Source organism: Pelodictyon phaeoclathratiforme BU-1 (assembly GCF_000020645.1).
GTDB lineage: Bacteria > Bacteroidota > Chlorobiia > Chlorobiales > Chlorobiaceae > Chlorobium > Chlorobium phaeoclathratiforme.
Genome location: NC_011060.1, coordinates 348,041 through 372,019, shown reverse-complemented (window position 1 = coordinate 372,019; position 23,979 = coordinate 348,041). Strand labels below are relative to the sequence as shown.

General features: G+C 47.5%; 22 protein-coding genes. 2 read left to right on the top strand and 20 right to left on the bottom strand.

What is annotated here, in order from left to right; genetic code table 11:
- The first annotated feature begins 45 nt into the window (after positions 1–45).
- Positions 46–369, top strand: coding sequence for a glucosamine inositolphosphorylceramide transferase family protein (locus tag PPHA_RS01925; RefSeq protein ID WP_041526385.1), 324 nt, complete (start codon positions 46–48; stop codon positions 367–369).
- Between the two features lie 9 nt (positions 370–378).
- Here PPHA_RS01925 and PPHA_RS01920 read toward each other — a convergent pair whose 3' ends face one another.
- The 20 genes from PPHA_RS01920 to PPHA_RS01825 all read right to left on the bottom strand — a co-directional run bounded on the left by PPHA_RS01920 (position 379) and on the right by PPHA_RS01825 (position 23,062).
- On the bottom strand, positions 379–1,392 hold the full coding sequence (locus tag PPHA_RS01920; protein ID WP_223293953.1) for a glycosyltransferase: 1,014 nt from the start codon (positions 1,390–1,392) through the stop codon (positions 379–381).
- A 357-nt stretch (positions 1,393–1,749) separates the two neighbouring features.
- Entirely contained in the window at positions 1,750–2,739 is a 990-nt protein-coding gene (locus PPHA_RS01915; protein ID WP_012507207.1) for a glycosyltransferase, read from the bottom strand.
- Positions 2,740–2,741: 2 nt separating this feature from the next.
- On the bottom strand, positions 2,742–4,667 hold the full coding sequence (locus PPHA_RS01910; RefSeq protein WP_012507206.1) for an ABC transporter ATP-binding protein: 1,926 nt from the start codon (positions 4,665–4,667) through the stop codon (positions 2,742–2,744).
- A 183-nt stretch (positions 4,668–4,850) separates the two neighbouring features.
- Positions 4,851–6,188, bottom strand: a complete 1,338-nt coding sequence (locus PPHA_RS01905) for a TolC family outer membrane protein (RefSeq protein ID WP_012507205.1) — start codon at positions 6,186–6,188, stop codon at positions 4,851–4,853.
- Positions 6,189–6,226: 38 nt separating this feature from the next.
- Positions 6,227–7,408: an HlyD family efflux transporter periplasmic adaptor subunit gene (locus PPHA_RS01900; protein WP_012507204.1), complete on the bottom strand. Its 1,182-nt coding sequence runs from the start codon at positions 7,406–7,408 to the stop codon at positions 6,227–6,229.
- Positions 7,409–7,441: 33 nt separating this feature from the next.
- The gene (locus PPHA_RS01895; RefSeq protein WP_012507203.1) at positions 7,442–9,154 is read right to left on the bottom strand and encodes a type I secretion system permease/ATPase; all 1,713 of its coding nucleotides are present in this window, start codon (positions 9,152–9,154) and stop codon (positions 7,442–7,444) included.
- A gap of 24 nt (positions 9,155–9,178) precedes the next feature.
- Complete coding sequence (locus PPHA_RS01890; RefSeq protein ID WP_012507202.1) at positions 9,179–10,900, bottom strand: type I secretion system permease/ATPase; 1,722 nt, start codon at positions 10,898–10,900, stop codon at positions 9,179–9,181.
- Positions 10,901–11,051: 151 nt separating this feature from the next.
- Positions 11,052–11,264, bottom strand: coding sequence for a DUF6447 family protein (locus tag PPHA_RS01885; protein ID WP_012507201.1), 213 nt, complete (start codon positions 11,262–11,264; stop codon positions 11,052–11,054).
- A 529-nt stretch (positions 11,265–11,793) separates the two neighbouring features.
- The gene (locus PPHA_RS01880; protein ID WP_041526384.1) at positions 11,794–12,687 is read right to left on the bottom strand and encodes a DUF4438 domain-containing protein; all 894 of its coding nucleotides are present in this window, start codon (positions 12,685–12,687) and stop codon (positions 11,794–11,796) included.
- A 46-nt stretch (positions 12,688–12,733) separates the two neighbouring features.
- Positions 12,734–13,468, bottom strand: a complete 735-nt coding sequence (locus PPHA_RS01875) for a hypothetical protein (protein WP_012507199.1) — start codon at positions 13,466–13,468, stop codon at positions 12,734–12,736.
- A gap of 175 nt (positions 13,469–13,643) precedes the next feature.
- The gene (locus PPHA_RS01870) at positions 13,644–13,853 is read right to left on the bottom strand and encodes a cold-shock protein (protein ID WP_012507198.1); all 210 of its coding nucleotides are present in this window, start codon (positions 13,851–13,853) and stop codon (positions 13,644–13,646) included.
- 228 nt (positions 13,854–14,081) lie between these two features.
- Entirely contained in the window at positions 14,082–15,032 is a 951-nt protein-coding gene (locus PPHA_RS01865; protein WP_012507197.1) for a WD40 repeat domain-containing protein, read from the bottom strand.
- 121 nt (positions 15,033–15,153) lie between these two features.
- Positions 15,154–16,299, bottom strand: a complete 1,146-nt coding sequence (locus PPHA_RS01860; protein WP_012507196.1) for a glycosyltransferase — start codon at positions 16,297–16,299, stop codon at positions 15,154–15,156.
- A gap of 54 nt (positions 16,300–16,353) precedes the next feature.
- Positions 16,354–17,238 (bottom strand): ATP phosphoribosyltransferase, encoded by an 885-nt coding sequence (gene hisG / locus PPHA_RS01855; RefSeq protein ID WP_012507195.1) that lies wholly within the window; start codon positions 17,236–17,238, stop codon positions 16,354–16,356.
- Positions 17,239–17,265: 27 nt separating this feature from the next.
- Positions 17,266–18,012 (bottom strand): UDP-2,3-diacylglucosamine diphosphatase, encoded by a 747-nt coding sequence (locus tag PPHA_RS01850; RefSeq protein WP_012507194.1) that lies wholly within the window; start codon positions 18,010–18,012, stop codon positions 17,266–17,268.
- A 9-nt stretch (positions 18,013–18,021) separates the two neighbouring features.
- Complete coding sequence (locus PPHA_RS01845; RefSeq protein WP_012507193.1) at positions 18,022–18,735, bottom strand: diacylglycerol/polyprenol kinase family protein; 714 nt, start codon at positions 18,733–18,735, stop codon at positions 18,022–18,024.
- Between the two features lie 44 nt (positions 18,736–18,779).
- The gene (locus PPHA_RS01840; RefSeq protein ID WP_012507192.1) at positions 18,780–19,787 is read right to left on the bottom strand and encodes a UbiA family prenyltransferase; all 1,008 of its coding nucleotides are present in this window, start codon (positions 19,785–19,787) and stop codon (positions 18,780–18,782) included.
- Between the two features lie 120 nt (positions 19,788–19,907).
- Complete coding sequence (gene miaB, locus PPHA_RS01835) at positions 19,908–21,230, bottom strand: tRNA (N6-isopentenyl adenosine(37)-C2)-methylthiotransferase MiaB (RefSeq protein WP_012507191.1); 1,323 nt, start codon at positions 21,228–21,230, stop codon at positions 19,908–19,910.
- A 40-nt stretch (positions 21,231–21,270) separates the two neighbouring features.
- Complete coding sequence (locus tag PPHA_RS01830; RefSeq protein WP_012507190.1) at positions 21,271–21,882, bottom strand: iron-sulfur cluster assembly scaffold protein; 612 nt, start codon at positions 21,880–21,882, stop codon at positions 21,271–21,273.
- A complete protein-coding gene (locus PPHA_RS01825) occupies positions 21,866–23,062 on the bottom strand; it encodes a cysteine desulfurase family protein (protein WP_083765341.1) in 1,197 nt (398 codons plus the stop codon). The genes PPHA_RS01830 and PPHA_RS01825 overlap by 17 nt, the downstream gene beginning before the upstream one ends.
- Positions 23,063–23,521: 459 nt before the next feature.
- On the opposite strand from PPHA_RS01825, the gene PPHA_RS01820 reads away from it, so the two are divergent.
- Positions 23,522–23,968 carry a peroxiredoxin gene (locus tag PPHA_RS01820; RefSeq protein WP_012507188.1) on the top strand — a complete coding sequence of 149 codons (447 nt, stop codon included), beginning with the start codon at positions 23,522–23,524 and terminating at the stop codon, positions 23,966–23,968.
- Positions 23,969–23,979 lie beyond the last annotated feature (11 nt).

Genomic DNA, 23,979 nt, shown 5'->3' with positions numbered 1-23,979 from the left:
CAAGAAGAGTATCCGTCCGTATTTTTGGATGATTGCAACATGTACATGATCCCTGAATGTGCAAAATCCCGTCAAATAAAACTCTACAAGGCAGCTCCATTTCCAGGGAAGTGGGAGCAATGTGCCACACTCATCAAAAGTAATAAACGCTACCCTCCTCTGCTGGATCCCTCTATCGTACTTCACGACGGACGGTGGTATCTCTTCAGCTTTGCGCGCAAACTGCAGAACCTGCACCTCTTTTCATCCGATACGCTCTATGGCCCATGGACAGAGCACCCGAAAAGCCCGGTTATCAGAGCTACCACGAAGAAAAGGCTTCCGATGACCCTGTCATTCAGCCAGGGCAAGAGCATTGGAATCGTTTAAACCAACAGCTCAGTGTTGTTGCGTCTGGTTGAAATGGCGATGCAGCAGATCAGCCATCTGCTCCTGCACCTTTTGCCGCTCGTAGGTTTGCAGAAAATGTTTGCAGCTCTCCTTACCCATTGCACGACGTCGATCCGGGCTTGTCACCAACGACTCGAACGCAGCAAGCCACTCCGCAGAGGATGAGGCAAGGTAGCCGCTGACACCATCAATTACGGCAGCACGGTTAGCCCCGACAGCCGATGCAATCACCGGTTTGCCATGAGCCATGTACTGCAAGAGCTTGAAAGCACATTTCCCCCGGCTCCATTCATCATCAACCAGCGGCATCATACCGATATCAATAGATTCTAACCACTCCACTTCTGCCTCCTTCGACCAGGAAACAAAATTCCAGCAGGTTTTCAGCCCTTCGGGAGGTTTGCCACTCATCACTGAAAACCGGACTGCCGGATAACGAGCCTGCAACGAAGAGGCAGCGTCATCAATAAGCGAAAGAAAAAAGAGATTCAGGTTATTGCCGATCCAGCCAAAAGTAACCCTGTCGTCAGAACAGGAAACGCGCACCGGAAGTTCAGGCACTTTGCTGAATGCCGTTGGGACAAGAAAAGTACCATCAGGATTAAACTGTCGGGCATAATTGACGAGCGCATCACTTCCAGCAAACACCATCGAGGTTCGCTTCAACAGGCTATTGAGGCGACTAATGGATTGTTTCGAACCAGGTTTTGTCGGCTTCTTCGGTAACCCATCTATGTAGCTCTCCCTCGCATACAACGCATCATCATAGTCATACAGAAGTCGTGACCGTCTCGCTATAAGTGTAATAAAAAAAAGAGCCAGCAGCTTTCTTTGAAGCCAGACATAATCATACTTTTTACTCCCAAGCGCAAGGCGCAGCTTTTCAGGATAGCTTTTTCCGGTAATACGCACTGTATGCATCTCAATACCATACTCCTCCCAGAACGGAAGAAACTGCTCAACCCGGTAGCGATAACTCGCCTGATCTTCCGCAACATGCAAACAAAGAATCTTTAATGCCATAACAAACAACATAAGGTAATACCGAGTGTTCAGCGACAATCCACTTTCCCTGGCCGGATTATTTCCCGCCGCTGAGCCTCCTTGACTGATAAAAAAAAGCAAATAGCCGCTGACCGGCATGCAGACCACTATACGTATCCTTTTTTCAGGATGTTAATGGCTCAAAACCGATTTTCTGACCACACATTATCTGATACGTAATTCTGAATAATAAACGCTTTTTAACTGAGTTTAATAAGTATTCAGATCCATGGGCAATCCATAAACGATACCATTAAAATTTACCGGGACTGATTCAACATATGGGAGGAGAACGGAGATGTTTTCAAAAACTTTTCAGAGCATAAAATAAGAAACAACATACCTTCTTGCACTTTTCAGAGCAATTTTACGGACACGGTCTGAATATGCCCTGTGAAGTTCAATTCCAACGCCCCTGAAATTGTATTTATGCCGTAACAGCCGGAAAAGATGAATTATCACCAATGCTCTGAACCGCCTGTATTCTCTTTGTTTATAGAGCAGGTTAACCCTTTCCAACAAGTCAATGAGCAGATTTGTAGCAAGTATCCTTCGAATCACATCATCTGCCACGGTTTTGAGAAGCTTTTTCTCTACCCGACATTTTGAGCACATCATGACATTCAACTTATTAGATTCATTCGCATCATGACTTCTCCAGACTGAGAGCGGCTTCTCGCGATAGCAGTAGAGAGAAAAGCCAGCAAGAACTATTCTCAGATACAGATCCCATTCATCATGAGGTTGAGTCCACGGATCAAACCCTCCTGCTTTTTCAAACACAGCGCGATGTATCAACGGCGTTGATGAATAGATGAAATTTCCTTCAAAAAGACTCAGTAAAACATTTTCCTGACTCGTCTTCCATCGATACTCATCAGACTTTCGTCTTGATATTTTGTTCTGCACGCTGCCATTAGCAACGACAATATCAACCGGTGAAGTTACCATACAGGGCTCTCCGGGTACCGGAATCATGGCCATCTGCTCACACAACTTGTCAGGATACCAGTAATCATCCTGATCGAGAAGAGCAATGTACTCTCCCCTGCATTGCTCAAGAGCAAAGTTGCGGGCAGCAGCCACCCCTTCATTCTGTTTTGAAAACACCCTGATTCGCTCGTCATCCGGCAGAATACTCCTGAATGTTTCACTGCCTCCGTCATTGACCAGCACAAGCTCCTGCACGGGAAAGATCTGGGAGAGTACCGACGCAACCGCTTGCTTAAAATAAAACAGGTCAGGGTTATAGACCGCAATAATCGCTGAAACCGATAAACTGTTATTATATAAACTTGCAGCCATATTCAGGATACAGGTAATGATGCCCCGTTTTCCACCACCTTTCCTGAAAACTGAATTTCATAAAGGTGCTTGTATAAGCCATTAATCTGAAGAAGTTCTTCGTGATTACCCGACTCAGCAGCCCGGCCCCGATCCATAACAATAATTCTATCGGCATTCCTGATAGTAGAGAGCCGATGTGCCACAACAAGCGCGGTACGATTTTCAAGAGCATGATCAATCGCCTGTTGTACCACCTTCTCAGATTCATTATCAAGAGCACTTGTTGCCTCATCAAAAATCAACAGTTCGGGATTTTTTACCATGGCACGAGCGATAGCAAGCCGCTGACGCTGTCCGCCTGACAACTGTACCCCCCTGTCGCCTATTAACGTATCATACTGCTCCGGCTTTTCTTCAATAAACTGATTGGCATTCGCCATTTTTGCCGCAACAATAACCCTCTCCAGACCAACCTCATCATGAGTGCCATAAGCGATATTAGCCTTGATTGTGTCGTTGAACAAAATTACCTCCTGACTGACAACACCGATCATTCTGCGCAATTGCTTAAAATCATATTCCCGAATATCAATCCCATCTATAGTTATCCTGCCTGAATCAACATCGTAAAAGCGCAGAAGCAGATCAACTGCCGTAGACTTTCCAGATCCGGATTGACCTACAAGTGCCACCATCTCACCTTTATTGAGCTCGAAGGAGACATGGTCAAGTACATTCGGAGCATCAGAATCCTTGGCATATTTAAAACAGACATCCTCAAACCTGATATCATGCTCAAAGCCTTTAATTGCACGTGTACCATTTTTTATATCAGGAACCGTATCCAGCAGCTCAAATAAACGCTCTGCAGAGATCATACCAAGGGCCATCTGGGTATTGACATCACCAAACATCTTGATTGGCCCCATTGTTGAATAGAGGGTAAAAGCGAACAAAATAAGTTCTGATGAGGTCATCCTTCCCTCAAATACCTGCAGCCCGCCAAACCAGAGAACAAGAGCTATTGCTGCAACAAGCAGTGTTTCATTCAGCGGCCCAATTATATTGCGCAATCGTGCAATCCGAATATCAAGATTCCGAAATCCACGGGTAAACGCTTGAAAACGTTCAAGTTCTACATTTTCGAATGCACTCGACTTGATAACCTTGATACCGCTGAATTTTTCCTGTAAAACGGAGTTCATATCCCCCATCGTATTACGGAAACTGGTGGCAAGACCCTTGACCTGCTTGCCAATAGTACGTATAACAAAAAATATCATCAGTGACGTCAAGGATGCAAAAAGCGTAAGCTTCCAGCTCAGCACAACAAGAACAGTGACGTATACAAATACTGAAAAAGGATTCTGAAGAAAATTGACGAAAGTTGAGCTTACAGTATTGTTAACGGCCTGCACATCGTTGTAGACCAGGTTCATCAAGTTACCAACCCGATTTTTGTTGAAATAATCGAGGTGCATCTCAATGATGTTACTGAACACATCATCACGGAGTTTTTTTGCTGTCTTGGTCTGAATCCTGAAAATGATCTGACCGTTCAGATAGACAAAGAGATTCTTGACAGCAAACGATGCAATCAGAAAAAGGCAGATATTGAGAAGCGTACGTTCTTTAGTCTCTGCATGAAATATCTCTTCGAAATTCTCGGTAACCGAAGCTTTAAGTTTTTCTGTATCAATACCCTGGAATGCACCCAAACCGGAGCTTTCTTTTTTTTCCACTCTCTTTTCCCCTGGAGCCTTTGCCTCCAAATGCACTGGAGCATCAATGGTGCTTTCAGCAGTAAAGACGGCATTCAAAAGAGGAAGCACTGAATAGATTGAAACCACACCAAGCAGAGAAGACATGATACTGACGACGACGACAAGTACTATCTTCCCCTTGGAAGGCAGGAGGTAACGAACAAGCCTTATAAATAATTTCATACAATAGTTATCTGTTCACGAACAATCTCTTGGCCTCAATCTACGGTTTCACCTCCATCTTTACAAAGAAGAGGTAAAAAAGAAGATGGGTCAAAATAATATTCCACAAATGACCAAAACAGTCACTCTCGGCCGCTGTTTTGGCACATCTTGTTTGTCATATAAAGAGAAGGGAGACAATAGTTATAGCCTTTTTGTCGTCGCAAGCCATCCGTTCACCTCTTCAACGTCACCGGCGGACAGCGTCCCTGAGGCTTGCTTGAGCATAAGGCGATTGAGGATATACTGGTAACGCGATTTCGCAAGATTTCTTCTGCTTGAAAAAAGCTTCTGTTGAGCATCGAGAACATCGACATTCGTACGCAGTCCTGCTTCAAATCCTTTTTTCGTACCGGTCAAGGCAATTTCATGAGATTGAACCGCCTGTTCATAGGCATGAATCTGGGCGATACTGCTGACAATCCCGTTGTAGTACTTGCGAACATCAGACTGAACTCCCCTTTCCTGGGCACTGAGTTGCTCCTCTGCCTTGAGCCGTTTGGCATATGCTTGACGCACAGAAGCACTTGCGTAGCCACCGGTATAAATTGGCATACTCATCTGCAGACTGACCGAATAGGTATCGTAAATAGAACCGATTGAATAATTATTTTCACTCTCCGAGTAGTTTCTCCCGGCAACAAGATCAACCGTTGGATAACGGGAAAATTTCTGTTTTTCGATCTCCTTTTTTGCAATCTTGATTTCCTGGTGTCCGCCAACCACATCGTAATTATTGACAAGAGCCAGATCAATCCATGATTGAACATTTCCGGGTTCCGGCTGGGCCAAAAGCAGCTTTTCAGGCACAACTCTACAGAGTTCATCAGGATACTCTCCCGTAAGATGCTCCAGTTCACGACGGGTGAACTCAACACTATTGACAATCTCCAATCCATCAGCCAGCGCCATATCATAACCTGCCTGTGCCTCGCTGATCTCGGTAACTGTACCAAACCCCTTCTCAAAACGTTTTTTAGCCTGCTGAAGCTGCTCCTCTGCTGCCTTGACGAGCGTTTGACTGAAATCAAGGTTATCCTCTGCATACAAGGCATTACAATAGGCCTCTGCTATCCTGACCATCAGCGAAGCATCCTCTTTCTGAAGGTCAATATCACTTTTTACAGCCACAGCCTTAGCCTGCTTATAGCCAACAAAATTCGACAAGTTAAGCAACGGCTGGCGAACTGAAACACCGTAGTTAATCGAATTATAATAACTGGCAGTCGTTCTCCCTGCAAGGCTGGTATATTGCGTCGCATTTCTACCCCTTGCTGCGTTCATACGTACAGAGGGGCGCAACTGGGCCCTCGCCCTGCCAACTTCCTCCCTGTATATCAGATTATCAGCCTGTGCGGCACCTAACCGGGCATCATACTCTCTTGCCTTCTGCAAGGCTGTCGAAAGATCAATCGGATCTCCATACAGCGGCAGCGCAATAAACATCCCTGCAAAAGCAATCAGACAAATCCATAGCTTCATGACCGCCTCACTCATCACGTTTAGTTCTCAAAACAACCCTACTCCTCTTTCATTGATACCGCAATCCTCTTGATCAACGGATCGACAAGATAGGTCAGCAACGACCTTTCGCCTGTCTTGATAACGACCTGTACCGGCATTCCCGGCTGCATCTCCCGACGGCCAAGGGAGGTCATTCCTTCTGGAGTCACAGAGACTCTTGCAAGGTAATAGGATGCACCTGGTGTCATCGGATTAACCTGGGGATCTGTTACAATATCTTTCGAGAGCGATTCAACTACTCCCTCTACAACGAGCTGCGGAGAGTGTGCAAATGAAGAAAAGCTCACATCAACCGGCAAACCGTTATGAATACTGTCGATAAGATGAGGAGCAACTTTGGTGTCAATAAGAAGGCTCTCATGAAGCGGCACAATATCCATAATTTTCTGACCAGGCTGGATAACCGCACCTACTGTCTGCACCTGCAAACCAACGACCTGCCCTGATGCTGGTGAGCGTACCTCCGTATCGGCCAGCTCTTCAGCAAGCGCTCTGGTTTTTTCACCATCGGCCTCCACTTCAAGCTGTACCTGTGCCAGTTGGGAGGCGGTACTGCTCTTGAATTCTGCAATCTTCAACTCTAATTCGTGCTGCTGGTTTAATGGCGCATAACCCTCTCGTGCCAATGATGTCATGGCCTCAAGTTGCTTATTCAAAATCTGCAGCGATACACGGCGCGACAAAAAAAGCTGGCGCTGGTTCTGCATATTCTGTTGAGCCAGTTGACGATCAGGTTCTGTCAACAAATCTTTATGAAACGTAATTGACGGGGCACCACGCATTTCAGCAATTAAACGGTCAGCCGTTGCACGCATGCCCAGATAATGCTGATGCACCTCATCATAACGAGCCCTTGCCGTCTGACTGTCGAGCATGATCAGCACATCTCCCTCTTTAACCATCTGACCCTCCCGAACATTAACTTTCTCGACCCTGCCTCCACGCAGATTTTCCACAACCTTGCGCTTTGTAGCTATACTGACCAATCCCTGACAGGGAACACCCTCATCAAGCGGGGCAAAGGCAGCCCAAAGCAGAAAGCTGCCAAATCCGATAAGTAATATCCATATGCCGAGCTTTACGGGACCGCGGGTATCACGATACTCCTCACCCTTGTTACCTGTCTCCTTCTCGTCTGGAGCAAGCTTCACCTTTGCCATTATATCACGAATACTCATTGCTATCGTTTAAACATTTTTCAAAAGCCGAAATCAGCCCGGGGTACCCGAAGCTGGCCGGGCGCTCCCTGCACGTAAAGCCGATAAAACTTCATCACGGGCTCCACAACGAACAATTTTTCCATTCTGCATCAAAACAATCAAATCTGCAGCAGCAAGAACAGTGGGCCGATGCGTTACAAGAATAACTGTTTTACCAGCTTTTCTCAAATCCTTGACTGCCTCCAGCAATGAACGTTCACCGGCATCATCAAGATTCGCGTTTGGTTCATCGAGCACCAGAAGAGCTGGATTGCCATACATCGCTCTGGCAAGGCCCAGACGCTGTCGCTGACCACCCGACAGCATTCCTCCGGCATCACCGATCTGCGTATTGTAACCATGCGGAAAACGCAAAATCATCTCATGAATACCCGTACGCTTAGCTGCCTCGATCACTTTTTGAGAATCAACCTCAGCAAAACGGGCAATATTGTCAGCAATCGATCCATCAAAGAGCTCAATGTCCTGCGGGAGATAACCAATATGCGGCCCAAGTTCCATCCTGTCCCAGCTCTCAATCGGCTCACCGTCGATGAGAACACGCCCTTTTGTATCGGGCCATATCCCGACAATACAGCGCGCCAAGGTTGATTTTCCCGATCCAGATGGGCCAAGTACTACGGTCACCTTGCCAGAAGGAAACATTGCTGTAAGATCATCAAGAATGGGGGCCTCACGTCCCTCGGCAGAAGCAGATAGTCCTTCAAGCCTTATCTCACCAAAAGGATCCTGATGTTTGGTTCCAGGATGACGCTCCGGAAAATCCTCAAGGAGTTTCTCCAAACGAACAAAGGCCGTGCGAGCCTGAACAAATGGTTTCCAGGTAGCAACCACCAGATCAAGTGGCTGAAGAGCTCTCGACATCAGCACATTGGCAGCAATCATTGAACCGGCTGACATTTTTCCTTCAATAACCATAAGAGCACCCGCACCAAGCGTCATCGACTGCATGCTGTAACGCACAAACTTGGCAAATGCCTGCTGGCGATGCTGACGATCCAGAGAGTCCTCTGCCTTGGCCAGCGAAGCGTCATGCAACATGAACCAGCGTTGACGAAGGTTCCCGGCCATACCCATAGCATGTATCGGTTCAATATTTCGAAGTTTGCTCTGCACATAGCGGTAACTGTTGTTACCTGCATCAGCCGCAATCTGTATCTCCTTCATGCTCATCCGATTGCTGAGCCAGGTCACGCCAAGCTGAATAAAGGCAAAAAAGATAGAGAGATAACCAAGAAACGGACTGAGAAAAAAGATTACCGCAATATAAACAGGCGTCCACGGAGTATCGAAAAAGGCAATCATGCCATTGGCCGTCAGAAACTGGCGAATATTGGTCAGATCCGAAAAGGCCTCTGCAACATTGTGTTTGGTACGGTTCAGGTATGCTTCAAAGCTTGCCTTAAAAACCAGTGAATTGAGCGCTTCATCGAGCCTGACCCCCGCCCGTACCAAAAGGCGCGAACGAAGCCACTCGGCAAAAGCCATAACCGCATAAAAAAAGATCAGAAAAAAGGTCACCATAAGAAGCGTCAGCTCACTGCCGCTCTTCATGACACGACCATAGACCTGAAGCATATAGATGGTGGGGGTCAGCATCAGGATATTGGCAATCATACTGAAAATACCAACCCACATAAACTCTCGTCGAAACTCCCAGAGCTGACGGGATAATGCACTGCGATTAAAAAATTCAGGTTTCATAAAGGGTCTGTTTGCATATAAGAGTTAGCCCTGAGGCTTTGGTTTCAGAGGCTGCTGCTGGGCCGCTGATTGCGACTGAAGAGCCTCCATTACCTCCTGACAAGTACCGAAGCGCTGTACCTGCCCGTCAACCAGTACGAGCATATGCTCTATTGCCCCCAGAATATTTAAGCGATGCGTAATGACAATCACCGTCGTGCCCCGTGCCCTCAACAATTTTACCGCATTGAGCAACGCTGCATCTCCAGCTTCGTCAAGACTTGCATTCGGTTCATCAAGCACCACAAACTTCGGCATTCCGTATACTGCTCTGGCCAGAGCAACGCGCTGCCGCTCACCGCCGGAAAGAAACGAACCATCATCGCCTATCTGCGTGTCGAACCTCTTCGGAAGCGTTTCAATAAAATCCGAAAGCCCCACCATACGACATGCTTCATGCACTTTTTCATCATCAGGATCCCCGAAACGAGCAACATTTTCAGCAATGGTACCTTCGAACAACTCAACATTCTGGGGTAAATAGCCAATATACTGCCCAAGTTCCTCCTTGTCCCACTGATAGATATCATTTCCGTCAAGGCGCACCTTACCCTGCATGGCCGGCCACACACCAACCAGAAGCCTTGCAAGGGTGGTCTTGCCTGAAGCCGATGGACCGACAATCGCCAGCGACCCTCCCGGGGCAACTCTGAAACTTACCCCCTTGAGAATCTGCACCGGGCTTCTGGGAGCACCTGCTATAACGCCCTCAACTGCAAGAAAACCAGTCGGTTCCGGCAGTGACATCCCCTTTTCCTGAAGGGGAAACTCCTTCAGCAAGCCCTCCAGACGGCTGAACGACTCAAGGGCGCCTTCCACCTGACGCCAGCTACCGATAACCTGAACAAGCGGTGCGAGCACCCTTCCACCAAGAATGGATGCAACAATCATACCGGATCCATGCAACTCCCCTTTCAGTGTCAGCCAGCAACCCATGCCAAGCAAAAGAGAGGTCAAAAGACTTTGCACCAGCTTCGAAAGGGCTGAATTTGTTCCCGCATGGTCGGATGCTTCTGCCTGTTGCCAGAGAAACTCTTGTTGACGCTCCATCCATCGTTTATGGATATGACCAAGCATTCCCATCGATTCTATAACCTGGGCGTTACGAATTACCCCATCCGCATAGGTCTGAGCGCGCATCGCATTTCGGTTAGCCGCCAAAAGCGGTTCGCGGATACGGCGTTCATTAATCACTCCAATCATAAACTGCACCAGAGCACCAGCCACAGCAAACCAGCCGAGAGCTGGCGCCATGAGAAAAATAATTACCAGCACCAGCAAGGCAAGAGGAGTATCAATAAAGGCAAGAAAACCGGGAGAGGGCAAAAATTCACGAAGGGTCTTGAGATCACGCAGCGCCTGGGCACCCACTCCAGGAATGTTCTGAATCCTTGCCATAAAAACGGCGCCAAACACTTGTTCACGCAATCCCTTGTCGAGCTTCATACCAGCATCGTGCATCACCTGGCGGCGTACCCATTCCAGTGCCTCAAGCAGCAGATAGGCGCCTACTACCAGAAGCGTAAGCATCAGCAATGTTGTATGACTGCGACTGTTCACGACACGATCATACACCTCCATCATGTAGGCACTCGGAGCAAGCACCAGCACATTAACAACGAGACTGAAATAAAAGGCCCGTTTAAGAAAGGGAATGAGCGAAGCAAGAGCCTCACGCAAGGGAGATTTTTCTTTATTTTGTTTCACATCAGTTCATCCTTGCATGCATAATCATTCACAATCTGTTTTGTCAAAAATAAACATAACCAAGAGCAAAGGTACATACCTGCAGCCCACCTGTAGCTGTTTGAATGAGCTTCAGATGGCTGCAGAAAAAACCTTTAGGAGCAGACCAGTCTCACTCCTGCGAAGGAAGTGCTTCAATCAACGCCTGCTGATAGGCATTATGAGCCGTCTGGGCAATCGCCAACTGCATTTGCAGACGCCGGATTTCATTATCAGCAATCTTAACGTTCATCAATTGTTTTTGTGCTGTTTCAGACAATTCTGAAACGTTGTACGTTTTACCGTTGTGGGTCAAAGTCGGCTCTTCGTTCTTTGTTACAGGCATGATTACAATATCTATTTATCTTTTTTCAAAAAAAATGCACCAAACCGGCACACACGACACTCAGTATAGTATACCAACATTAAATATACAAACCTTCATTTCTGATTCATTCCCGCACGCTACAGCTCACATTATAGCACATCACAAGTCATTGCACCGTTAAAACCACATAACCTTATTGGTAAAAAAACGCAACAAACCCCTGACACACGACAGGCACTTTAATGTGAATTGCTTGAATCCATTCGACCAATAATGGCACAACTACAATCATTTCAAGCTACGCTTACGATCAACCTTGATCCAGGAACAGCAACCCAAATAAAAACTTCACTTATAAGTTAAGTTTTTATTTAAAAAAAACAACATTATAAAGCGAATAATCATAATGCCACAGAGCAACGACCTGCAGAATTACTGAATACCGCTAACAAATGTTCAGTCCCAATGCCGCTTCAATCTGTGCAATACCGGCAACCACAGGAGCCGGGGACAAGCACAACGAAACCAGGGATGAAACGTCACGGATTCATCCCCTTGCGAAAATCGTACCAATACCAAACAGGTCAGCGATATTGGCTTTCGGATCCAGAACTGGCCTGATCAACGGCGAGGCGGAGGTCATAAGAGTGGTGACTCCCGGCCCATGACCAGCTTCAAGACAGTCGCTGTGCACGACAATACCAATCGTGATCGCACCTTTCCGGTATGCCCTGCCGAAACGATTATCGTGATCCTGCAGAGCAACAAAATCGCCGAGTCGAATCTTGTCAATTCCGTACTCTTTAACGGTTTCCGCATCACTGGTCATGATATCGTAGTCCCCTTTTGCCACATGGGCAGAACCAATACCCGATCCCATGCAGACTGCAGGCACCAGAGTGGTGACGGGCACTTCAAGCACACAGCCTTCAGCTTCCCGAATCTTCATGGCATGAAGCAAGGCTGGATCGAGATTAAAAAGAGTAATATCAGGATAATCCATCAGCTTCAGCCCCTGCCCTTTGGCACGAATGATGATGGTGTCGGTGTAGAGCAGCTTCTCTTTGGCCTCGCGTTCAAAATCGACAATCACATGCTCCGATCCCCCATGATGACCGATCACACGTCCTGTTGAGCCTTTGGCCTCCCCGGTAGCGATGGTAGCGATATTTCCCGCACAGGAGTACATCTGCAGGCCAACATTGGGATGCTCGAAAGGTTTTTGCGTATCTGCGGTGCAACTGACGCCCGGCTCAATATGATCGCCTTGCCAGCCGAATGCAGGGTCGCCAACCTGAACATTCAGGGTAATGCCTCCGATGGAGGGAAGAAGAAAGGGCCTGCCCTGATGGTCAACCTCCCAATTGCCTCGGGTTCTGGGCTGTCCCGGCTGACATTGGAGCAGAAATTCTACAAGATGTTGTTCGTTGGTATGAAGCATATAAGCTGGGATAAAGGTTTTGTTCAGAAAAAAATCTCCGGAACATCTATGCATCGAATCCCGGTCGGATAAAGGCCCGCGCTGCGGGAAAGAGGACTTCGACTGAACGGCGCAATCGGTCAAGATGCACCAGAATTGATAACGTGCTGTCCTCTTCGGAAGGATACTCCCCATAAATCAGACTCCATGCGGCAAGAGAACGATCAATGGCAATCAAGGCAACTTTGGCTGTACCACATCCGTCAGCCTCCATCTCACTCTCTGATGAAGCCTCTCCGCTGAGGCGCCCTTCAACAGCACGAACAAGTTTAGGGTAAATAAAATACTGGTAATGCCGGATAACCTGGATCGGTTCTTCAAGAGATGGCGGTGGATGGATCAGCAAAGATTCTTCCGTATCGGGAAGTTCATCAGCAATAGCAAACCATTCATTAACCATTCCGGCGTAGAGAAGGGCAGCGCTCGCACAGGGGTGCTCTCGAGCATCATGCTGGAACGTTTCGGGTGGTTCAGAGTGAACGGTTTCCTTTTGCAGATCAGCAGATTCAAGACCCTCTCTGACGGCAATTTCACGGATAAGACGCATAGCCTGCACCAGCGCTTCTCCCATCTCCTCCCAGAACTGCAGATTCAATGCGTCAAAATTCTGCAAGGCCTCCACGCCCTCCCGTTCTTCCGCCTCAAGACGAAACTGAAGACAGCGCGAGGTAAATGCACAACGCTCGCACCAGCGATCGCAATAGATGTAGATACCCGGAATCAGGTCTGGTTCGCTGGCCATTACTGACGATGGTTTAATAATGGATGACAAAGATTCTTTTTGAACTTTCAGTACGGCTTCGGAAAAAGGATGGATACCCTCTTCCCAATACTGCCTCTGCAGCACCAAACAGCAAAGGACGCATGATAGTGCGTCCTTTGTTGTCTGAAAAACCGTCCTGTAACCGGAAAATAATTTAAAGAGGAGTTACATCTTCAGCCTGGAGGCCTTTTGCTCCCTGAGTTACTTCCATCATAACTTTCTGGCCTTCAACAAGAGTTTTGCGTCCGGTGCCATTGATAGCACTGTGATGTACAAAAACATCTTTTCCGCCTTTCTGCTCAATAAAACCGTAACCTTTTTCTTCGTTGAACCATTTGACTGTTCCTTCAACCTGAGTACCCATATCTACCTCTTTTTATTTTTGCCAGTTAAACTTGGCGTTACAATGAGCGAACCTCGACATGAGGCGCTCAAAAATGAATTTATTTTTCGTAAAATTAATTTACTCACTTTCAGCTAAATCAAAAAGGAAGTTCTGTAGTTTACGCTACTTTTTTAACATTGGCAAAAAAAAAGCAGAAAGCCTTCCGAAAGAGCTCCCGACCCCGATAACACCTATGCAGTAACCCTTCTATCTGATTGCCCAGAGCTTGATCTTGCGGTCATCACTTCCGCTGGCAATTATTTTTCCATCGGGAGAGACATCAACAGACTGCACTTCAAGCACATGACCCCGATAGAGATGCAACTGTTTGCCGCTCTCAATATCCCACAACCTTACTGTTTCATCATTAGCCGCACTGACAACCCTGGAGCCGTCCGGAGTGAAACAAACGCTTCTGACAGCGTCCTGATGGCCCTCAAATACCCTGGTAATCTCTCCGCTTGCAGCATCAAGAATTTTGACCATTGCATCGCGGCCACAAAACGCAATAAACCTGTCGTCCGGACTGAAGGCCAATGCATGAGAGAGACGATCGTTTGTTCTGTAATTCGCACTGTTTTTTCCGCTTTCAACATCCCATATTTTGATGACAGGTTCCTCGCCGCAACTGGCAATTGTTTTACCATTATGGCTGTAGGCAAGACACTCGATATAGGATTTATGACCCAGAAGCCTTGAAAGTTCCTCTCCTGTCTCAACACTCCACCGCCGGATTGTTGTATCGCGTGAACAACTCGCCACAACTTTACTATCCGGACTGAACGCCACCATACGCACTGCCGTATCATGACCTTTGCAGACATGAAGACATTTGCCGGTTTCAGCATCCCATATTCTTACCGTACTGTCGGTACTTCCGCTTGCAAGCAGTTTGCCATTGCGGCTGAAATCGATACACTCAACCCAGGTTTCATGCCCCTTCATGGTAAAGAGACTCTGCCCGGACGCAACATCCCACAGCATCACCGTTTCATCAAAACTGCCACTGACCAGTTTTTTGCCATCTGCGCTGAACTTCACTCCAAGCACCCTGTCGAGATGACCTTCCATCGTCTTTATCAGGTTGACATCTTCAATAACCTTTGGAAGTTTCAGTTCTACCTCTTTTTTCCCGAATATTTTCGATAAGAAACCCATAAGCTATGCTCTTGTTTGAATTGATACTCTTCTGGTGGCACCAGATCGCCTGGATGGATACGTTACATGCGAAGTGCCAATTTAAAAAAAATTATCACCTTCCCCGAATTCTCCCGCTCCATCAGGAAAAATTGTAGTTCCTTCCCTTCCAACTCGCACCTTTTCCGAATTTTATAGCATAAAATGAGTTGCAGGCGATGGCCAAAAGAACGACCTGTGAGAAGACATGCAACAAGGTCATTGCGAGTGACTGACGGAAAATACGGGCAATAAAGATCCTGCAGAGAAGAGCAACCATCATCTGCATCAGGGGAAGCCAGAAAAGCGAGACCGTGAATTCACCGGCAATGAGTGCGTAAGAGAAAAAGAGGCAGGGCACAAGATAAAGTGCGCTAATCATCAGAATCAGCACAAAAAGACCAGGTGTACTGTAACCGAGAGCTGCAAAGAGGTTTTTCGAAAACCCTTCCCAAATTTCCCTGAAATTATGATACATCCTGCAACTGACGATATCGGAACCATTGAAGGCTACAACGGTACCACCTGCTTTTTTCACACTCTTGCAGAGCCAGACATCTTCAACAATGGCCTCCCTGACTGCGGCATGACCATTAATACGGGTGTAACACTCCCTGCGGAAAAGAATAAACTGACCATTGGCAAAACAGAAAGCAGCCCTTCTGCTCGTCCGCACAAAGCGGAGCGGAAGGTAGCACATGAGAATAACATGAACCAGCGGCACCACCAGCTTCTCCCAGAATGAGCCAAGCTCCTGATGGGGCATCAGGGAGAGCATATCGGCTCCTGATGCCTGCATGGCTCCAACCGTACGCCTGAGTGCATCCGGTTTATGCGTGGTATCGGCATCAGTAAAGAGCAAAAGCTCACCCTTTGCCTGATGACCAAGCTGGGAACATGCCCAGCTTTTCCCATGCCATCCATCGGGAAGCGCTTCTCCCTGCACGATCCGCACTTTTCCGCCCGACTCCACGACGAGACGACGCAACAGCTCAGGAGTGGCATCGGTTGAGTCATCATCCAGCACAAGAATCTCGAATGGAGCATACTCCTGCCGCATGAGTGATCGCACACAGCGCTCAATGTTCAACGCTTCATTGCGAGCCGGAACAAGAACCGACACAAGCACACCCTGTTCAGGGCAGTGCTCCGGCATACCCGGCAAGTCGATCATGTTTCTGAGCAAAATGCCAAGAAAGAGCAGTAATGAAAGCAGTACCACTATCTGATAAAGGAGCATGGCGACCATAAAAAGGCCGCCCTTGCGGGCAGCCTGCAGGGTTTATAAATCAGGCAAAAGCTATCAGTCGATCAGTTTATTGATATTATACTCGAAAATCCCCTCTGCACCAGCCCGTTTAAGCTCAGGAATCAGCTTGCGTACCGTTTTTTCGCTGACGATAACCTCAAGGGCAACCCACTGCTCTTCAGCAAGACTGGAGATGGTCGGCTGACGAAGGGCCGGAATAATGGCAAGGATTTTGTCGATCGCTGATTTCGGGGCATTCATTTTCAGTCCAACCTTACCCTGGGCGTTGATAGCTCCAAGTAAAAGCATGGCCATATTCTCGATCTTCTCTCTCTTCCAGGGATCATTCCATGACGCCTTGTTGGCAATCAGTTTGGTATTGGATTCAAGGATGGTATCAACAATACGCAACTTGTTTGCCCGGAGCGAAGAACCCGTTTCAGTAACCTCAACAATAGCATCGGCAAGGTCGGGAGGTTTCACTTCAGTTGCACCCCAACTGAACTCCACCATGGCGTTGACCCCGTTTTTTGCAAGGTACTTCCTGGTAATATTGACTACTTCGGTAGCGATATGCTTCCCTTCAAGGTCTTTGACCGACCTGACCGTCGAGCTTTCAGGAACACAAAGTACCCAGCGAACCGGCCTCATCGATGCTTTGGAATAGACCAGATCGGCAACCTCGACAACATCTGCATCGGTTTCAATAATCCAGTCCTTACCCGTCAATCCAACATCAAAAGCACCCAGCTCGACATAGTGAGCCATCTCCTGTGCCCTGATCAAGATAGCTTCCAGCTCATCATCATCTATGGAAGGAAAATAGGAACGACTCTGAACGGAAAAATGAAACCCCGCCTGTGCGAAAAGATCGATGGTGGAATCCTGCAGACTTCCTTTCGGCAAACCAAGTTTCAGTACCTGATTAATACTATCCATAACAGCAACTACCTCTTGATATTAACGTTATAGCTCCCTGAGCTGAAAAAATCCATTTTGGAACACTCCATAGGGTGAACTGCCATCAATCCATGTCCCCAGATTGACATAGCTGCTGCGAGCAGCGGACAGCTCCCTGATTCCCTTGACATGGTTATGACCACACACAAAGTAATCAAACTCCTGTTCGACCACCAGGGATTCGGCAAAGTTTAACAAACGATCTGTCTGAAACACACGATCAGGAGGCTTGTGCGCACGACTGAACTGTGAAAACATTTTCATCATGCCTATAGCCAGATCCGGATGAAACCCCGACAGCAGAGCAAGATTGAAGCGATTCCTGACCAGGCGGGCAAAAAGCTTGTAACCAAGATCCCCTTTACCCAGGCCATCACCATGAGCAAAAATGAATTTGCGACCATCGTAAAGCAGCTCATGCATACCATAGAGCGTTTTTATGCCAAGCTCATCGTCAAAGTAGCGCCCGAGATAAAAATCATGGTTTCCTGCAACATAAACAACCTCAATATTGTGGCGCACCAGGTCCGACAACAGACACAAAAAACGGGTAAACCCCTTTGGAATGAGATGGCGAAACTCCATCCAGTAATCGACGATATCACCAAGCATATAAAGCGAACGACCTTCCGCCTTGATGATGGCAAAAAGTCGTTCAAGGTTTTCCATCTTGAGCTGCTCGCTTTTTTCATCCTGCAGACCAATATGCAGATCACTGATGAAATAAATAGGCTGCGTCTCTCCCTTCTTCATACGCTCATCTCACAAAAATGCGGAGGCGACAATAACGGCAAAAGGAATCGTCAGGTTATCGACCTCCTTGGGGCTTACTCCTTCAACAATCGTTGCAATCAGGGCGATAACGAGGATTTTTCCTGCATCAAACGATTCCGGCACAATGAGATGAACAAAAAAGAGTCCGGCACAGAGACTTCCGACAAGGAAGGCAATACTCCCTTCAACACTTTTATCACTGAGGATATGGTATTTCATTTTTCCATATCGGGTACCAATGATCGGTGCAAGACCATCTCCCCAGCCGAGCATGGCCATGGCCATCACTCCTGCAGCCTGCTTGTAATAGAGTGTACCACAGATCATGGCAACAAGCACAAAATAAAGGGTTCCTTTAAGCAGTTCACGTTTGTCGCCGGTACGGGTCATGGTTTTAACCGCCTGGTCATCTTCGGCAGCAAAAAGCCCTTTCTGGATGAGCAGCAGTGTCCATACAGCAAAAACCGTAATATTGAGATATTGTGACCAGTGTCCATCAACAAAAAGAGGAAGAAAAACAATGGCTGATCCGGCACAAATGTGCGTAATCTTGCGACTGATATCGCGGGGAAGAGAGTGATTGGTCACCAGATAATCCATCAGAGGAGGAACGCTGAAGACATAGACAAAGGTCATCAATGTAACCAGTGCGTTATGCCATACTACTGGAAGTGAAAAAAAGGTTACCTGTAAAGTATCCATAATGGCATCATGGTTAGTAAGTTATAAAGCCTCTGTAAAAAAAATTATTGAACAGTGATATACTTCAATCCAACCATACCGGCAACAAGCAGATTGTTGAGTAAAAAGAGAATGTTATTGGCAACCTGAAACCGGAGAAAGGTGTTGTGTTCCTGAATATCACTCTTGCCGATTGCATTGCCGAATCCATCATCAACGGCTCCCTGCAAGAACGAAATTCCACCCTTCGGATCTCGCAAAAGCTGAACCTGAAGAACCAGATTCAAAACAAGGCCAATCAGAACAAAAAACGCGGGAATCATAAACCCCCATGAATACGAGAGGTAAGCAAGAACAGAAAAAACAAGGTCAATAATAATAAAAGAGACCAGAAACGTTTTTTTTGCACCGATCATGACTGTCAGTGACTTGAGCCCACCATCCTTGTCACCTTCTGCCGACTTGAAGTCATTGAGGATAATCAAGGCTACCGCCATGAAAAAGTTCAGACTGGCAAGCCAGATCGCTTCCGGACGGATATCGCCGAACAGGGCGTTTGCTGATATAAACGAGACAAAACCATAGGAAAAGCCTACAGCAGGAGCTGAAGTGAGAATATTTTTTTTCAGCTTGAAGGGTGGAGCGGAATAGAGGTAGGCGACAAGAAGTGCGGCAAAAATCGAGGAGACGATAACCCAGCCACGATATCCTCCAATATGCACTCCCATGAATATTCCAAGTCCCATGGCAAGCAAAAGGGCAATGATACTGTTCCATAATCCCTCTTTTTCACTCAAACGACCTGAAGGAATCGGACGGGTTGGCTCATTGATCCGGTCAAGTTCAAGATCAAAACAGTCATTGACCGACTGACTGAATCCGGTACCAAGCGGACCAAACATCAAAAAAATAGCGAAAAGCAACAGATAATCGTGAAGCGTACCCTTCATGGCTCCTGACGCCATGACTCCTCCGGCAAGACAGGGAAAAACACTGATCCAGGTAACAGGATCGAGAAGCTCAAGATGTGCTCGTACTTTATCGGTAAACCCGGGTTTTGCGGAAACTGCCATGTGTTACTTCTCTCCGAAGCCCAAAAAGGGGCCGATTAAATGATAGGGGTAGTAAAGAGGGCAATTTACAAATACCAGTCAAGATAAAAAACTCCTAATAACAGGAAGGTTTGCAACATTTCACACGGGCCTGCCAGTCAGGGTTGCTGATGTGGCTGCAGTGATCAGCACCCTCACCAAATCGCCCGGACGATACCCTTCACGATCGAAAACCACTGCCCGATTACCTGGCGTTCGGCCCATGAGCTGTTCGGCAGAGCGCTTGCTTTCGGATTCAGCAAGCACTTCCACAACAGAGCCAATCGCCTGTTGAAAAAGCTCCCCCGAAATAGTATTCTGAAGATCAATAATCTCCTGCAGCCTTCGTTTTTTTACCACTTCCGGCACATCATCCACCAACGTACGTGCGGCAAATGTACCGGGTCTGGTTGAGTAATAAAACATATAAGCTGAATCGAACCGAAGAGTGGAAAGAAGCTCAAGTGAGGCCTGATGATCCTCCTCCTGCTCACCGCAGAAGCCGGCAATGATGTCGGTAGAGAGCGTAACGCCGGGAAGAAGTGAGCGAATCAGCGCTATTTTTTCCAGGTACTCTTCGATCGTGTGACCCCGGTTCATGCGTCCGAGCGTGGCTGTTGAGCCGGATTGCACTGGCAGGTGGATATGGTTACAGATGTTCGGGCGATTGGCAATGGTACGAACAAGTTCACCGGAAATATCTTTCGGATGGGAGGTGGTAAAACGGACTCTTGCCTGGGGAGCAGCACAACTGACGGCATCAAGCAGCGCTGCAAAATTCACTCCTTGTTCAGGATCGTCGTAAGAATTGACATTCTGCCCGAGAAGGGTAATCTCACTGTAACCGGATGCAACAAGCTTCTGAACTTCTCCCATGACCGCACGGAAGGGATGACTTCGTTCACGACCTCGGGTAAAGGGTACCACGCAATAGGCGCACATGTTGTTGCACCCTCGCATGACAGGAACAAAGGCACTGATTGACCCCTGCCTTACCGGATCAATGCCTTCATAGGTTTCAGCAACATTGAAGTCCAGCGAGAATGGCTTTGCCCCAGAGCGGGCCTGCTCAATAAGCTGCGGCAGGGTTCGATAGGTATCCGGCCCTGCAAGAAGATCAATGGCCGGAGAGGTGGCAAACATCTCCTCCCGCTGGTGCTGCGGAATACAGCCTAAAATCCCGACTATCAAGCGTTTATCTCTTTTTTTCAGCCCCTGCAGGTGTTGCAGATAATGCTCAATACGATCAACCGCATTCTCCCTCACCGCACAGGTATTGAGCAGAATAATTCCGGCCCGATCCTCGCTTTCTGCTGCAACATAACCAGCCTGCTGCAGCAGGGAGGTTATAGTTGCGGAATCCGCCTGGTTCATCTGACAACCGAACGTATGAATGTAAAAGGTGTTTTTCCCTCCTGTCGTCATCATCTCTGCTGTTTCTCAAACATCGTTTTTTCAGTGCGCCTCATGCCCCGAAATGAATATGCTTGAATTTTTCAAGCAGCAGCTCAGCTTCATCCTTGCACTGACCGCATACCGTGCCAAGTTTGGTTCGCTCCTGGAGTTCGAAATAGGTACGAGCCCCCTCAAGCACGGCATCCTCGATATCATGGTCAGTAATACTCATACACTGGCAAATCACCTTGACCTGCTCCTGTTTGACCTTCTCCTCCTGACCGTTGCGGGTATAATAGTTATTGATAGCCGAACGCAACGCCTTGTCACCAAGCACCGAGCAGTGAATCTTGTGATCCGGCAGGCCGCCGAGTTCCAGAGCAACCTCCTTGGGAGAGATATGAAACGCCGCATCGAGCGTCCTGCCCTTCACCATTTCCGACAAAACCGAGGTACTGGCAATCGCACTGGCACAACCATACGTTTTCCACTGACAGTCGGTAATGGTCTCTTTTTCCTTGTCCACCTTGATAACCACCATCATCTGATCACCGCACTGCAGATTACCCTCCATGCCGACTCCGTCAAAATCATCGGTATTCTCACCCTGGAGAATATTCTTGGGATTCATGAAGTGTTCCTTCAGTTTATCGCTATATGCCCATTCACCTGGTTGCAGCATGCAATCCTCCTTTTATATAAGCCGTTGACATATTTCTTATTCGTTGAATTATTGGTGGTAAAACATCAAGCAGGTACTCAACCTCCTGCATCGAACTTTCGCGTCCCATACTGAAACGGATCGAACCGTGGGCAAGCTCAGCATTGACCCCTGTCGCCAAAAGCACATGCGAAGGATCAAGAGAACCCGAAGCACAGGCCGAACCAGTTGAAACCGCAATACCCTGAAGATCAAGATAGAGAAGAATGGATTCACCCTCTACCCCCATAAACGAAACGTTAAGCGTACTGGCAAGAGCGTCAGTGGGGTGACCGTTAACATGAATATCATCAATACGCTCCTCAATACCCCTTCTCAGCACCTGCTTCAGATGCAGCAACCGCTCCTCCTCCTCCTGCATTTCAAGCGTTCTCATTTCCACCGCTCTTCCCATACCGAGAATTCCGAGAGTGTTTTCGGTTCCTGCGCGTCGCCCAAACTCCTGATGACCGCCCCGGATGAGCGGACAGTAGGGAATACCCTTTTTCACAAAGAGAGCACCCACCCCTTTCGGGCCATACATCTTGTGAGCTGAAAGAGTAAGGAAATCAACACCGAGTTTCCGGACATCGACCGGCATCTTCCCGACAGCCTGTACCGCATCGGTATGCATGAACGCTCCACTCTCATGCACCATTTTCGTGATCGTCTCAATATCCTGCAACGTGCCGATTTCATTGTTTGCCATCATGACCGATACAAGACCAACATCATCGCCAAGCATACCGGCAAGCTGGTCAAGATCAATTTTACCATACTGGTCAACATCGAGATATTTTACCCGTGCTCCCCGATGAGCAAGACATTCAGAGGTCTCAAGAACGCAGGGATGCTCAATTTTAGTTGTAATAATGGTGCCGCGCAATTTACCCCCTGGGATACACTGACTCGATGCGCAGACAAAAAGCGAGAGCACCGTATTATTGGCTTCCGAACCACTGCCGACAAAAACAATTTCCCGTTCATCAGCGCCAATAAACGCAGCCACTTTCCCGCGAGCGTCCTCAACATTTGCCCTTGCCTCACGCCCCCACGAGTGCATGCTTGACGGATTGCCAAACATCTCCATTGCCTCAATCATCTCCTTCTTCACCTCAGGGTGCAGCGGGGTTGTGGCATTGTGATCAAAATATACTTTCATCTCTGCCATAGTACTTTCAAAATTCGTTATTACAGCCTATGTCCTTCTCAAGAAAGGGAATAATAGCCAATAAACTCTCTTTATCACAACAACTGAGTTCATGCCCACAGTAAAAATGCAATGTTGTACGGAGACAGCAACGCACTTACAACACTTCGAAAGGCATAAAAAATGATCTCCATACCCTGAAACTCACTCTTGGATAATAAGACTTTTTTTGTCTTATTAAAATAAAAACAGGCCATCCCTTCTCTTTTTTTCGCCATTACACAACAATTTAAGCCCTGCGGCTTGATTGAAAGCGATGAAAGAGTAGCCCACACTCGTAACAAAAGATTGCGACCGCCCGGACATCACGCAAGAAGGGGAAAAATGATATGAGTTCATAACCCTTCGATAGTACTATATTACTTTTCAGAGTTGCAAAAAGCAGCCCAGCCTCCTAAATCGTCCGGAACCATGATAGCAGAACAGACAAAAGCACCAGCATTTACCCTTCCCGATTCCGCAGGGAAACAGATCTCTCTCTCAGACTTTGCCGGAAAAAAAGTACTCATCATCTTCTACCCCGGTGACGATACCCCGGTCTGCACCGCCCAGTTGTGCGATTACCGGAACAATGTTCTGGAATTTACCAAACGCGACATTGTAGTGCTCGGCATCAGCTCCGACAGTCAGGCCTCCCACAAAAGCTTTGCTGAACGCAACAAACTTCCCTTCTCCCTTTTAAGCGACACCGAAAAAAGCGTAGCAAAAGCCTATGACGCCCTCGGTTTTCTCGGTATGTCGCAACGCGCCTATGTGCTTGTTGATGAAAATGGGGTCGTCTTGCTCGCCTACAGCGACTTTCTGCCCATCATCTATCAGCCAATGAAGGATCTGCTGGCAAAAATCGATGCGGCGTAGACATGAGAGAG